At 71.0% G+C, this 13,657-nt stretch carries 9 protein-coding genes; 6 read left to right on the top strand and 3 right to left on the bottom strand.

Translation table 11 applies throughout. From position 1 onward, the window contains the following. Positions 1-145: 145 nt before the first annotated feature. The 3 genes from EOINJALH_RS30370 to EOINJALH_RS30360 form a co-directional block, all read right to left on the bottom strand. Entirely contained in the window at positions 146-3,466 is a 3,321-nt protein-coding gene (locus tag EOINJALH_RS30370) for an efflux RND transporter permease subunit (RefSeq protein WP_088287358.1), read from the bottom strand. 21 nt (positions 3,467-3,487) lie between these two features. Beyond that, complete coding sequence (locus EOINJALH_RS30365; protein WP_088287356.1) at positions 3,488-4,663, bottom strand: efflux RND transporter periplasmic adaptor subunit; 1,176 nt, start codon at positions 4,661-4,663, stop codon at positions 3,488-3,490. Between the two features lie 187 nt (positions 4,664-4,850). Next, positions 4,851-6,857, bottom strand: a complete 2,007-nt coding sequence (locus tag EOINJALH_RS30360; RefSeq protein WP_088287354.1) for a methyl-accepting chemotaxis protein — start codon at positions 6,855-6,857, stop codon at positions 4,851-4,853. Positions 6,858-7,162: 305 nt separating this feature from the next. Here EOINJALH_RS30360 and EOINJALH_RS32085 point away from each other — a divergent pair, with 305 nt between their 5' ends. The 6 genes from EOINJALH_RS32085 to EOINJALH_RS30330 form a co-directional block, all read left to right on the top strand. After that, on the top strand, positions 7,163-8,323 hold the full coding sequence (locus tag EOINJALH_RS32085; RefSeq protein WP_088287352.1) for a methyl-accepting chemotaxis protein: 1,161 nt from the start codon (positions 7,163-7,165) through the stop codon (positions 8,321-8,323). A gap of 28 nt (positions 8,324-8,351) precedes the next feature. Next, the gene (locus EOINJALH_RS30350) at positions 8,352-8,717 is read left to right on the top strand and encodes a response regulator (protein WP_088287350.1); all 366 of its coding nucleotides are present in this window, start codon (positions 8,352-8,354) and stop codon (positions 8,715-8,717) included. A 31-nt stretch (positions 8,718-8,748) separates the two neighbouring features. Next, entirely contained in the window at positions 8,749-9,132 is a 384-nt protein-coding gene (locus EOINJALH_RS30345; protein ID WP_088287348.1) for a response regulator, read from the top strand. Next, a complete protein-coding gene (locus EOINJALH_RS30340; protein WP_088287346.1) occupies positions 9,129-9,422 on the top strand; it encodes an STAS domain-containing protein in 294 nt (97 codons plus the stop codon). Before EOINJALH_RS30345 ends, EOINJALH_RS30340 begins: the two co-directional genes overlap by 4 nt. Further along, positions 9,419-11,647: a chemotaxis protein CheA gene (locus tag EOINJALH_RS30335; protein WP_088287344.1), complete on the top strand. Its 2,229-nt coding sequence runs from the start codon at positions 9,419-9,421 to the stop codon at positions 11,645-11,647. Before EOINJALH_RS30340 ends, EOINJALH_RS30335 begins: the two co-directional genes overlap by 4 nt. 24 nt (positions 11,648-11,671) lie before the next feature. Beyond that, positions 11,672-13,657: PAS domain-containing protein (locus tag EOINJALH_RS30330; RefSeq protein ID WP_088287343.1), on the top strand; the 1,986-nt coding region annotated here is incomplete at its 3' end.

Raw genomic sequence — 13,657 nt, 5'->3', positions numbered from 1 at the left:
CATCCGATCGGTGCCGGTGCGGCCAGAACGACCATGTCCATCGCGGGGCGCATCGTGAAGTGGGCCACCGAGCCCGCGACCGCTCCCGGCGCACGCACGCCGTCGTCCAACAAACCCTGCGACGCACGCGCTGGCTGTTGGGGATTCAGTTCCGATCGGCCGGCGCATGGGCCGGCCAGGCACCGGCGCCCGACCCAGGCAAGGCCGCGGGCGCCGCAGGATCGCTTTCGCCCTGCGGGGCGGCCTCGGGCTTGCGCTCGCGCACCAGGTAGCTGTAGAGCACCGGCACCACCAGCAGCGTCAGCAGCGTCGAGGTGATGACGCCGCCGATGATGGCCCGGCCCATCGGCGCCTGCAGTTCGCCGCCGTCGTTCAGCGCCAGCGCCAACGGCAGCATGCCGAAGACCATGGCGGCGGTGGTCATGATGATCGGGCGCATGCGCACCAGGCCGGCCTGGCGCAGCGCCTCGTGCACCGTGGCGCCGGCCTTGCGCGCCTGGTTGGCGAAGTCGACCAGCAGGATCGCGTTCTTGGTCACCAGGCCCATCAGCATCACCAGCCCGATCATGCTGAACACGTTGAGCGTGCTGCGCCACAGCAGCAGCGCCAGCATCACGCCGATCAGCGCCAGCGGCAGGCTGGCCATGATGGCCAGCGGCTGCAGGAAGCTGCCGAACTGGCTGGCCAACACGATGTAGATGAAGATCACCGCCAGCGCCATCGCGCTGAGCAGGCCGCTGAAGGCCTCGGCCTGCTGCTGCATCTGGCCGCCGACGTCGAAGCTGTAGCCCGGCGGCAGCGTGGTGGCCTTGATGAGCTTCTGCACGTCGTCGCCCACCTCGCCGGTGGATCGGCCCTGCACGCCGGCGAACACGGCCTCGCGGCGCTGCAGGTTCTGGCGGCGGATGATCTCGGGGTTGAACACCGGCTCGATGGTGGCCACGCTGTCCAGCGCGATCGGCGTGCCGTCCTTGGCAAAGGCCACCGGCAGGCCGCGCAGCTGGTCGATGCGCTCGCGCTGGGCTTCGTTCAGCCGCAGCACCACCTCCACCTGGTCGCCCTGCGGCGTGGTCCAGTAGGTGGCGGCGTCGCCATTGACATAGGCGCGAAGCGACGCGGCCAGTTGTGGCGCGGTCAGGCCCAGCTCGCGCACCGCGCCGGGCTTCAGGCGCACCGCGTAGGCCGGCAGGCCGGGCTTGACCGACAGCTCCACGTCGACGATGCCCGGGATCTGCTTCACCTTCTCGGCAAATTCGGTGGCCACCTTGGCCAGGCCCTCGGCGTCGCTGCCGAGCAGGGCCACGTACACCGGCCGATCGAAGCCGACGGCGGCGTCCACGCCGGGGATGCGCGCGATCTGCTCGCGCATCGCATCTTCCACCTGCTTCTGGCTGCGGTTGCGGTCGGCGCGGTCCTTCAGCGCGATGTTCAGCCAGGCCTGGTTGCGCTGGCCGGCGCCGCCCACCCAGGTGGACACGGTGGCCACCTCGGGCATCGCCAGCACGATCTCCTCGATCTGCCGCACCTTGGCATCGGTGCGGTCCAGGCTGGAGCCCACCGGCAGGCGCAAGGCCAGCTGGGTGTAGCCCTGGTCGGTCTGCGGCACGAACTCGCTGCCCACCAGTCCGCCCAGGCCGATGGCGGCGGCGAAGCTGGCCCCGCCGATGGCCATCACCACGCCGCGTGGCGACAGCGTGGCGCGGCGCCAGTGGCGCGGGCTGCTGCGGTCGCGGCGGCCATCGGCGCCGAAGCCGCGGCCCCAGGCCGGCAGCCACAGGCGGTAGCGGCGGGCCGAGAAGGCCCAGTCGATCAGGCGCTCGTACCAGCGGTGCAGCACGTCCATGCCGCGATCGGTGGCACGGATGGCGTGGCCGATGCCGGGCAGGTGCTTCAGGCGCTCGGACGGCGGGTCCTTCCACACCGACGACAGCATCGGGTCGAGCGTGAAGCTCACGAACAGGCTCACCAGCACCGCCACTACCACGGTGATGCCGAACGGGTAGAAGAACTTGCCGATGATGCCGCCCATGAAGGCCACCGGCACGAACACCGCGCACAGCGCGAAGGTGGTGGCCATCACCGCCAGGCCGATCTCGTCGGTGCCCTCGAGCGCGGCGGTCTTGTGGTCTTTGCCCATGTGCACGTGGCGCACGATGTTCTCGCGCACCACGATGGCATCGTCGATCAGCAGGCCGATGCACAGCGACAGCGCCATCATCGTCATGAAGTTCAGCGTGAAGCCGAAGGCGTAGACGGCGATGAAGCTGGAGATCACCGCGATCGGCAGCGTGAGGCCGGTGATGATGGTCGAGCGCCACGAGTGCAGGAACAGGAAGACGATGGCCACGGTGAGCAGCGCGCCCTCGATCAGCGTGTGGCGCAGGCCCACCAGCGAGCCCTTGACCCAGTCGCTGCCGGCATACACCAGCCGCAGTTCCACGTCCGGCGGCAGCGTCTTGCGCACCTCGTCCATCGCCGCCTTGACGGCATCGCCGGTGGCCACGATGTTGGCGTCCTGCTGCTTGAAGACGTTGAAGTTGATGGCCCGCTGGCCATTGATGCGGGCGGTGGAATCGGCCTCCTTCTCGCGCTCGACCAGGGTGCCCAGGTCGGCCAGGGTCAGCGCCAGGTTGCCGCGGCGGGCCACCACCACCTGCTCGAACTGGCGTGGGTCGCGCACCCGGCCTTCCACCCGCAGGATGGCGTCCTGCGTGCTGTCGGACAGCAGGCCCACCGGCTGGTCGGCGTTGGCCTCGCGCAGCGCGGTGGCCACCTCGGCCGGCGTGATGCCGTAGGCTCGCAGGCGCACCGGATCGAGGTCGATGCGCACCTCGCGCACGGTCAGGCCGCTGATGTCCACCCGGGCCACACCCTCCACGCGCTGCAGCCGCTTGCCCACGGCGTTCTCGCCCAGCACCGACAGCTCTCGCGCGCTGCGCGTGGCCGTGCAAGGCGCCGCCAAGGCTGCCTGGCTGGCCGCGGCGGCCACGCCCGGCACGGATGGCGCGGGCGCCGGCACCGCGCAACGGCTGACCAGCGCCAGGTTGACGATCGGCTGGTTGTTGTCGTTGTTGAAGCGCGAGATCGTCGGCGCCTTGGCCTCTCGCGGGAACACGGCCTGCACCGCGGCGATGCGGTCGCGCACGTCCTGCATCGCGCGGCCCATGTCGGCATTCAGCGCGAACTCGATGCTCATCTGCCCGCGGCCTTCCATGCTGCGCGAGGTGATGCGCTTGACGCCGGCGATGCTGTTCACCGATTCCTCGACCGGCTTCATCAACTCGCGCTCCACCGCCTCGGGCGCCGCACCCGGGTACATCACCTCGACGAAGGCGCCGGGGAAGGTGATGTCGGGCATCTGCTCCACACCGAGGCGCACGTACGAGAACAGGCCCAGCACGCACAGCGCCACCATCACCATGGCGGCGAACACCGGGTTGGCGATCGAGACTCGGGTCATCCACATGGTGAGGTTCCTCGGTGTCGATCAGCGCAGCGCGGCCGAAGCCAGCGGCGACGCCCTGCCCGCCACCACCAGCGCCTTGGCGCCTTCGCGCAGGTTGTCGAAACGCGCCGCCAGCACCTGGGCGCCGGCCGTGACGCCCGACACCACCTCGACGCGCGACTGCGCCTCGTCGAGCCGGCCGGTGATCACCTCGCGCCGCGCCAGCACGCCGTTCTCGATCAGCCACACATGGTTCTGGCCCGAGGCCGAGCCGATGGCCGACAGCGGCAGGGCCAGGCGCTGGCGGTCGTCCGGCAGGGCCACGGTGGCCACCGCGTACTGGCCGGCACGCAGGCGTTCACCGGGGTTGGCCAGCTCGATGGTCACGCCGATCGAGCGCGTGCCCGGTTCGGCCGCCGGGGCGATGCGGGCCAGGCGGCCGGTGACCGGCTTGTCGACGCCCTCCACCAACACCTGCACCGTCATGCCCGGCGCCAGGCTGCCCACCTCATGGGTGCCGACCAGGCCGGCGAGCTCCAGCGTGCGCAGGTCGACGATGGTCAGCAGCGTCTGCTCGATGGCCACCTTTTCGCCGGGCAGCACATGGCGCTTGGCCACCACGCCGGTGATCGGCGCGGCGGGCGCGGCGTCGCGCAGGCCCACCCGGGTGACCGACAGCGAGGCCTCGGCGGCGTTCAGGGCGGCGCGGGCGGTCTCGACCTGCGAGCGCGAGGTGTCCAGGGCATTGGGCGATATGAAGGACTGGGCGGCCAGGCGCTCGTTCGACGCGTGGGTGCGCTCGGCCTGGGCCAGCGCGGCACGCGCCGATTCGAGGTTGGCATTGCGCTCGGCCACGCGGCCGGACAGCTCGGACACATCGATGCGGCCCAGCACCTGCCCGGCCGTCACCCGCTGGCCCTCGGCGACGGCCAGCGTCAGCAGCGTGCCGGCCGCCTTGGCCCGCACCACGGCCGTGCCCGGGGCCACCAGCGGGCCCGAGAACTGAATCTCCCGCGACATGGTGGTGAGCACCGGTCGAACGACCTCGCTCGGCCGGAATTCCAGCGGCGCCGAGGCCGCCCCGGCGGGGCCCTTGGCCGCCATCGCCGACGCACCGAAGCTGCCCAGCGCGCCGAGCTTGCCGCCCGACACCGCCACCGCGATGCCGATGGCCACCGCCACGACCACGCCTCCACCCGCGAGCCATCCCTTGCGCATGCCGCACCCCCTGTCCGAACCCTTTTTGAACCGAGCGGAGTGTAGGTTTGCCAAGATACCGGCCAAGCCGGCGTGCGACGAACTGCGCGGCCGGTGCGACGAACTGCAGCCGACAGGCCCCGGGCGCGCGGCAGCGCGCCCGGACGACGGTCCGCTGCGGGGCGCGGGCTGGCGCGGGCCGGCCCCGTCAGGCCAGCTTGAAGCCGGTGACCTGCTCGCTGAGCAGCACACCCTGGCCGCGCAGATCGCCGGTGGCGGCTGCCATCTGCTCGACGAGCTTGTGGTTGTCGACGGTCTTGGCGTCGATGGCCTGCAGCTGCTGAAGCAGCACCTGCGAGCTGCCCAGCCCGCCGCGGGTGAGTCCCACGATCTCGTCCATCGACTGGTTGATGCGCAGCACGTTGCGCTGGGTGTCGGCCAGCGATTCGGCGCTCATGTCGGCCATCGCGCTGCACTGCTCGATGTCCTCGGTGGAGCTGGTGATGATGCCGTGCACCTGCCGCGCCGAGTCGGCCGTCCGCGTGGCCAGGCTGCGCACTTCCTGCGCGACCACGGCAAAGCCCCGGCCCGCGGGCCCGGCCTTGGCGGCCTCGACCGCCGCATTCAGCGACAGGATGTTGGTGCGGAACGCGATGTGGTCGATGACCTGAACGATGTCCGCGATCTTGCGGCTCTTGCCGCGCAGCGACTTCATGCGCTCGTCCAGCCGCTGCATCTGCGTGTGGCTGCGCAGCGCGTCGATGCGCAGCGTCTGCACCACCTGCGTGGCGTCGTCGATGCGCCGGCCGGTGTCCTCCAGCTGGTCGACGAACTGCGCCACGCGGCCGATGATCTCGGTGGTGGACTGCGAGGTCTCCTCGGTGCGGCGGCGCAGGTCGTCCGACGCGGTGGTCATCGAATGCGAGGCATGCGACATGGCCGACACGCCCTGTCGCACCGCCGAGAACAGGTCGGCCAGCCGCGACAGCGAGGTGCTCAGCGAATCCAGCGCCTTGGCCACCTCGTCGCGGCCGCGGGCGCGGGGCCGCGCGCTGAGGTCGCCGTGCGCCATGCGCGTGACCTGTTCGCGGATCAGGTCCAGCCCGCCGTCCATCACCCGGTACACCGAGAACAGCATGTACAGCGCCGCCAGCAGGCACAGCGTCACCACGACGGCCATGCGCCGCATCTCCTGTCCGAGCGCCTCGTCGCGGTCGGCCAGCATCCTGTCCAGGGCTTCGAGCGACAAGCGGTGCAGCTTCTGCGCCGCCTGCACGGCCTGCTCGCCCTCGGCAAGGAAGCTGCTCACCTCGCCCAGCGGCGCCGACCCGAGGAGCCCGGTGTTGGCGGTGGCGATGAAGTCGAGGATGGGCTTCCAGGCGGCGGCGTCGTGCAACTGCGCCACCCCCGGCGCGCGTTCGCGCGCCAGCGGCTCGGTGCGGTAGCGCACCTGGTCCAGCGCCAGATCGGCCAGCATCAGGTTCCCCACGGCGCCGTTGCGCCAGTGGGGCTCGGTGCGGCCGCCCAGCCAGCCGGCGCCGTTGGCACGCATCGAGGCCAGGCTGCCGGCCAGCGCCGGCAGGTCGGTGAACGCCAGGTGCTGCAGCCGGTGAGTGGCCAGCTCCGGGTCCACCGCCAGCCCGGATTCGGCCGTCAGCACCGGCACCAGTGCGTTCAGCGCGTCGTGGTAGCGGTGCAGGGCCTCGAGCCGGCCCTTGGCGTCCACGGCTTCGCCGGCCTTGAGCGCGTCGTGCGGTGTTTGCACGCGGCGCAGCGAATCGATGATGCCGGGCGCAAACGGCAGGGTCGCCACCGCCTCCGACAATTCCAGGTAGGCCTGGTCGATGCCGGCTCGCCAGTCCGGCCGCTTTCCTTCGGCGCCGCCGAGTGCGGTGACCGCAGCATCCAGTTCGGCCGCGTGCAGCGCATGCGACAGCTCGGCGGCGCGGATCGCGATGACCAGTCCCTGCCGTTCGCTCCGGGTCAGCGCCGTCTGTGCCGTGACCGTGCGCAGGTAGTTCACGCCGAGCAGGGCGATCGGCACGACGAAGCACAGCGTCACCACGGCAGCCTTCATGCCGAAGGGCAGCAGGCGCAACAGGCGCACGCCCGGCGCGAGCAAGCCGTGGTACTTGAAGAAGTTGCCGAAGCGCAGCCCGGGCAGGCGCACCTGTCGCAATTGCTTCAACGCGCTGCTGGCTGTCGACATGACCATGGCGATGCATCCGATCCGGAAACCAACGATTCGAGGCCGCACCCCCATGTCGGAACACGGCGGCAACCTGGTGTGTATCGGCGGCCCGCTGCGGGACTGAATGCCCCTCGGGCCACCTGTAGGGATTGTTCGACTGGTGCGGCGCCGACCATCCGCACAAATGACGCACCGACATGGGGCTGTTCGAACCACTGATTCCTCGCTGCCGAGGCTCAAATCCTCCTCGAACCGGCCGATAACCCGTCAGTCGCGGCACTTGCCCGGGCGCGGGATGACCCGAAGCGCGACGTTCGCAGCGAGGATGCATGAGCTCCGAGACCCCAGATACCAACACCCGTCCGACCGCCGTGCCCGCTGCGGGCGGCCTCGGTGCGCTCTGGCGCCCGGTGGCTGCCGGGGCCGTGGCGGCCGCGGGCTGCCTGGCCGTGGCACCGCAATGGACGAGCGGCGCGCTGGCGGCGCTGGCCTGCGGCACCGTCTGCGCCGCCCTGGCCTGGCCGCGCGGCGCGGCGGCCCCGGCACAGCGCGCCGGTGCATTGGCGGCGGCCGAGGGCACGACGCTGATGGTCAGCCAGGTGGTGCCGGTGTGGCAACGCCACATCGAGGCATCGAAGGCCGAGGCCGAGAAGGGTGTGGGCGGCCTGCTGCAATCCTTCGGCAACCTGTCGGACGGGCTCAGCCAGGCCGCGCAGCACGCCGAGAAGCTCAATCCGATGATGGGCGCCGGCGCCACCGACGAGGCCCTGGAAGAGAACGCCGAGATCGTCGAGTCGCTGCTGGAGCCGATGCGCACCAGCCGTGCCCAACGCGACGCGATGGTCACCGAGATGCTGGCCTGCAGCGAACGCCTGGCCGAACTCGGCCGCGTCGCCAAGGAGGTGCGCGACCTGGCGCGCCACACCCACCTGGTGGCGTTCAATGCCTCGATCGAGGCCAACCGCGCCGGCGAGGGCGGCTCGGGTTTCGGCGTCGTGGCGCAGGAAGTGCGGTCGCTGGCCGCCCGCAGCGGCGAGGCCGGCCAGCGCATCAGCGAAGAGCTGGGCACCATGACCGCGCGCATCGACCGCCTGCGCAAGCAGTCGGAGCTGGCCACCATCGGCGACGAGGAGCTCGAGCTGCTGGCCCGGCGCCGCGCCCGCGAGGTGGCCGCCGCGCTGGTCACGCGCATGGCCGGCACGCTGCGCGGCTCTCGCGAGCTGCGCGAGGCCGCGCTGCGCATGAACGGCGAGCTCGAGCAGGTGTTCATGGGCTTCCAGTTCCAGGACCGCCTGACCCAGATGCTCGACATCGTCGGCCGCGACATGGGCCGCTTCGCCGAATGGGTGCAGTCCAACCCGTCGGCCACCCACGCCGACATCGCCGAGTGGCTGGCCCGGCTCGAACAGTCCTACACGATGGAAGAGCAGCGCACCTTCCATCACGGCACCGTGCAGATCGAACGCACGGCGGCCGTCGAGTTCTTCTGAAAACCTGTCTCATCGAAGGAGCAATCAAATGGCTAAGACAGTGATGGTGGTCGACGATTCCGGGAGCTTCCGGACGGTCGTGAAGCTGGCGCTGCAAAAGGCCGGCTACGAGGTGGTGGAAGCCGCCGACGGCAAGGACGCCTGCGGCAAGCTGGACGGCCGCAAGCTCAACCTGATCGTCTGCGACGTGAACATGCCCAACATGGACGGGCTGAGCTTCCTGAGGCACCTGAAGACGGCCGCGAACTACAAGTTCACGCCCGTGATCATGCTGACCACCGAGTCGCAGGAATCCAAGAAGGCCGAGGGCCGCGCCGCCGGTGCCCGCGCCTGGATCACCAAGCCCTTCCAGCCCTCGCAGCTCGTGGACGCCGTCAACCGGCTCTGCGTCTGAGCGGCCGCCCAACAGGCCCGCAGGAGCTTGCATGAGCCGAATGGCACTGGTCATCGACGATTCGTCGAGCGTGCGCACCGTGGTGCGCCTGACACTCGAGGACGCCGGCTTCGACGTCATCGAAGCCGGCGATGGGGTTGAAGCCCTCCTGCTGCTGGACGGGCGCGCCCTGGACTGCGTCGTCTGCGACGTGTCCACGCCCCGCATGGACGGCCCCAGCCTGCTGCGCAAGCTGCGCTCGATCGAGGCCTACCGCCGCACGCCGGTGGTGGTGGTGACCACGCAATCCAGCCTCACGGTGCGCGACGATTGCCGCCGCGCCGGCGCGGGCGCCTGGCTGGCCAAGCCCTTCCAACCCTCGATGCTGATCGACACGATCGAACAGCTCACGCGAGCCACCGGAGCCGTCGCATGACCCTCCCCGTCCACGCCCCGATCGGCGAGTTCACCATCGCCGCCGCCGCGGCGCAGCGCGAGACGTTGCTGCAGACGCTGGCCGACGACGGGCCCGAGCTGTGGCTCGACCTGTCGCATGTCGAGGCCTGCGACAGTGCCGGCGTGCAGCTGCTGCTGTCGCTGCAGCACAGCGCGCGGCAGCGCGGGCAGCGCCTGTGCATCACCGAGCCCAGCGAACCGGTGCGGCAGGCCCTGGCCACCTACGGCCTGAGCACGCGCCTGCTCACCCCGAGCGGAGAAGCCGCATGAAACGCGACGACGACGACGAGATCCTGGCCGCCGCGCGGGTGGGCTTCCTGGACGAGGCGCAGGACATGCTGCGCCAGTTCGAGCAGGCGCTGCTGGTCATGGAGACCGCGCCCGACGACCACGAGAACCTGAACGCCGCCTTCCGCGCCGCCCACACCATCAAGGGCACGGCCGGGTTGTTCGGCTTCGAGGCCGTGGTGGCCTTCACCCACGACGCCGAGACGCTGCTCGAAGGGCTGCGCTCGGCGCAGATCGTGGTGAGCGAGCCCGTGATCGCCCTGCTGCTGCGCAGCCGCGACGAGATCGAGCGCCTGCTCGACGAGGTGCGCACCGGCACCGCCGACCTGGCCGCCGCCGCCGCGGGCGCTGCACTGGGCGCTGAACTGCGCGCGGCCATGGCAGGCGGGTCCGGCAGCGGGGCTTCTGCCGCAGCGGCTGCCCACGACACCGTGGCCGACTCCGACGGTGCCGACGGCGAGCAGGCTGGCGCCTGGCACCTGTCGCTGCGCTTCGGCGGCGATGCGCTGCGCAACGGCCTGGACCCCCTGTCGTTCATCCGTTACCTGGACAGCGTGGGCACGGTCCTGGGCATCGAGACGCTGGCCGACGCCGTGCCTGCGCTCGAGGCGCTCGACCCCGAGCACTGCCACCTCGGCTTCGAGATCCGCCTGGACAGCCCGGGCCCGCGCAGCCTCATCGAGCAGGTGTTCGATTTCTGCGCCGAGGACTGCGACATCGCGATCCTGTCGCCCGATTTCGGCCCCAACGACTTCGACGCGCTGCTGCTGCGGCGCTGCGGCGACGACGCCGACGCCACGACCGACCTGCTCGACCTGTGGGACCGCCTGGGCTTCCGCCGGCCCGAGGCGCGGGCCCCGGCGGCCAAGGCGGCTGCACCCGTCGAGGCCAAGGCCGCCGCGATGGCGACCACGGGCACGGCCTCGGCCCCCACCGCGGCCGCGCCGGCCCCGGGCGGCACCGACCGCCGACAGGCCACCCGCGACCGCCGCAACGCCGACGCCAACGCCGGCAGCTTCATCCGCGTGCGCGCCGACAAGCTCGACCGGCTGATCGACATCATCGGCGAACTGGTCATCGCCAGTTCGGGGGCCCAGCTGGTGGCCGACGAGGCCGCGTCGGCGCCCTTCCACGAGGCCGCGCTGCGCATCGCCGGCCTGGTGGAGGACGCCCGCGACCGCGCGCTGGGCCTGCGCATGGTGCCCATCGGCGAGACCTTCGCGCGCTTCCAGCGCGTGGTGCGCGACGTGAGCAAGCAGCTCGGCAAGGAAGTCGATCTCGAGCTCACCGGCGGCGACACCGAGCTGGACAAGGCCATGGTCGAGGTGATCGCCGACCCGCTGATGCACCTGGTGCGCAACAGCCTGGACCACGGCATCGAGATCGGCGCCGACCGGGTGGCCGCGGGCAAGTCGGCCAAGGGCCGCCTGGCGCTGAACGCCTACCAGGAGTCGGGCCAGATCGTCATCGAGGTCAGCGACGACGGCAAGGGCCTGAAGCGCGACCGCATCCTGGCCAAGGCCATCGAGCGCGGCCTCGTCTCGCCCGACGCGGTGCTGAGCGATGCCGAGGTCAACGAGCTGATCCTGATGCCCGGCTTCTCCACCGCCGAGCAGGTGACCGACCTGTCGGGCCGCGGCGTCGGCATGGACGTCGTGCGCCGCAACATCGAATCGCTGCGCGGCCAGATGCACATCGCCAGCACCGAGGGCGCCGGCACGACGATCCAGATCCGCCTGCCGCTCACCCTGGCCATCATCGACGGCTTCCTCACCAACGTCGCCGGCATCCACTACGTGGTGCCGCTCGAATCGGTGGTGGAGTGCATCGAGAACCCGCCGGCCTGCCATGCCGACGCCTCCGGCGGCAACGGCTGCTTCGACCTGCGCGGCGAGGTGCTGCCCTTCGTCGACCTGCGCCGCTGCTTCCGCCTCGACGGCGAGCGGCCGCCGCGGCAGAGCATGCTGATCGTGCGCACCGAGCGCAGCAAGGTGGGCCTGCTGGTCGACCGCCTGCACGGCCAGCACCAGACCGTGATCAAGCCCTTGGCCCGCGTCTTCGCGCAACTGCGCGGCATTGCGGGCTCCACCATCCTCGGCAGCGGCGAGGTGGCCCTGGTGCTGGACGTGTCGGCGCTCGTCGCCCACGTCGTCCAGCGCCCCAACAGCCCCTTGTCCTCGGCCCCGCGCAGCGCGGCTGCGCACTGACCTCGCCTTCAAGGAACACGCCCCGTGCGCAAGAACCTGCCTGTCAACGACACCGAGTACACCCTGCCCGATGGCATGACCATCGTCTCGCGCACCGATGCCAAGGGGCGGATCACCTGGGTCAACGCCGACTTCGTCGAGGCCAGCGGCTTCGTCGAGTCCGAGTTGCTCGGCCAGCCGCACAACCTGGTGCGCCATCCCGACATGCCCGAGGAGGCATTTGCCGACCTCTGGACCACGCTGAAGGCCGGCCGGCCCTGGACCGGCGTGGTCAAGAACCGCCGCAAGGACGGCAGCCACTACTGGGTGGTGGCCAATGTGACGCCACTGCTCGAAGGCAACGAGGTGACGGGCTACCTGTCGGTGCGCACGCGGCCCACGCGGGAACTGATCGATGCCTGCGCCGCGGCCTACAAGAAGTTCACCGACGGCAAGGCCCAGGGCCTGGCCATCCGTGACGGCCTGGTGGTGCCCGACAAGGCCCCGGGGCTGGTGGCCCGGGTGGCCAACGCCACCCTGCCCACCCGCGCCACACTGCTGGCGCTGGGCGCGACCGCCGCCACGGCGATGGCCGGCGTGGGCGGCGCGCTGCAGGCCTGGTGGCTGCTGGCGCTGGCCGCCGCCACGCTGGGCGCCACCGCGTGGGGCGGTGCGCGCCTGCTCGGCACGCTGCGATCGGGCATGGCCGACGCCAGCCGCTGGATCGCACAGTTCAGCCAGGGCCGCTTCGACGGGCTGGTGGAGGCACGCGGCGAGGGCGACCTGGCCGAGCTGATGCGGGCTTTGCGTTGCCTGCAGGTGCGCCTGGGCTTCGAGGTGGCCGACACGCAGCGACGCGCGTTGGTGGCCGAACGCATCCAGCATGCACTGACCGTGGCCGCCACCAACATGATGGTGGCCGACGCCGACCTCAACATCGTCTACGCCAACCGGTCGCTGCTGCAGATGCTGCAGGAGGCCGAGTCGGACATCCGCAAGGACCTGCCGCACTTCGATGCCAAGACCGTGATCGGCGCCAACGTCGACATCTTCCACCGCCGTCCCGAGCACCAGCGGGCCATGCTGGCGCGCCTGGACGCGCCGCACACCGCCAAGCTCGCCATCGGCGGCCGCCGCTTCGAACTGCTGCTCAACCCGGTGATCGACGCCGACAAGCGCCGGCTGGGCATCGTCGTGGAATGGAAGGACATGACCGCCGTGCTGGCCGCGCAGGAACGCGAGGCGGCGCTGCTGGTCGAGGAACGCCGCATCAAGGACGAAGCGCTCCGCATCAAGCAGGCGCTGGACGTGGCCTCGCTGCCGGTGCGCATCGCCGACGCCGAAGGCACCGTGCTGTACATCAACCAGGCGCTCGATGCCGTGCTGCACCGCGACGCCGCCGCGTTCCGCCGCGAGCAGCCTGCCTTCGACCCCGACAACGTGGTGGGCCGCTCGATCGGGCTGTTCTACCCCGACCCGGCCGCCGCAGTGACCCGGTTGAAGCAGCTGACCCAGCGCACCCAATCGCGCATGGTGCTGGGCGGCCGCACCTATGACCTGACCACCACGCCCGTGCTCGACGACCAGGGCCTGCTGCGCGGCACGGTCGGCCAATGGCTCGACCGCACCGAGCAACTGGCCGCCGAGGCCGAGGTCACCGCGGTGGCGCAGGGCGCGGTCGACGGAGACCTCAGCGCGCGCATCGCGCTGGACGGCAAGTCGGGCTTCTTCCTCTCGCTGGGCGAGCAACTCAATGCCTTGCTGGACACCCTGTCGCGCACGATCACCGAGGTGAGCACCGCGGCCGAGCACCTGACCGCCGCCGCCAACCAGGTGTCGCAGACCTCGCAGTCGCTGTCGCAGTCGGCCTCGGAGCAGGCCGCCAGCGTCGAGGAAACCGCCGCGTCGCTGCAGGAGATGGCCTCGTCGGTGCGACAGAACGCCGACAACGCCGGCGTCACCGACGGCATGGCCGCCAAGGCCGCCAAGGAGGCCGGCGAGGGCGCCAGCGCCGTGGCCCGCACCGTGGAG

Source organism: Ideonella sp. A 288 (genome assembly GCF_002198735.1).
Lineage (GTDB): Bacteria > Pseudomonadota > Gammaproteobacteria > Burkholderiales > Burkholderiaceae_C > Pseudaquabacterium.
The sequence above is the reverse complement of the archived record's forward strand: the minus strand, read 5'-3'. Positions and strand labels throughout refer to the sequence as shown.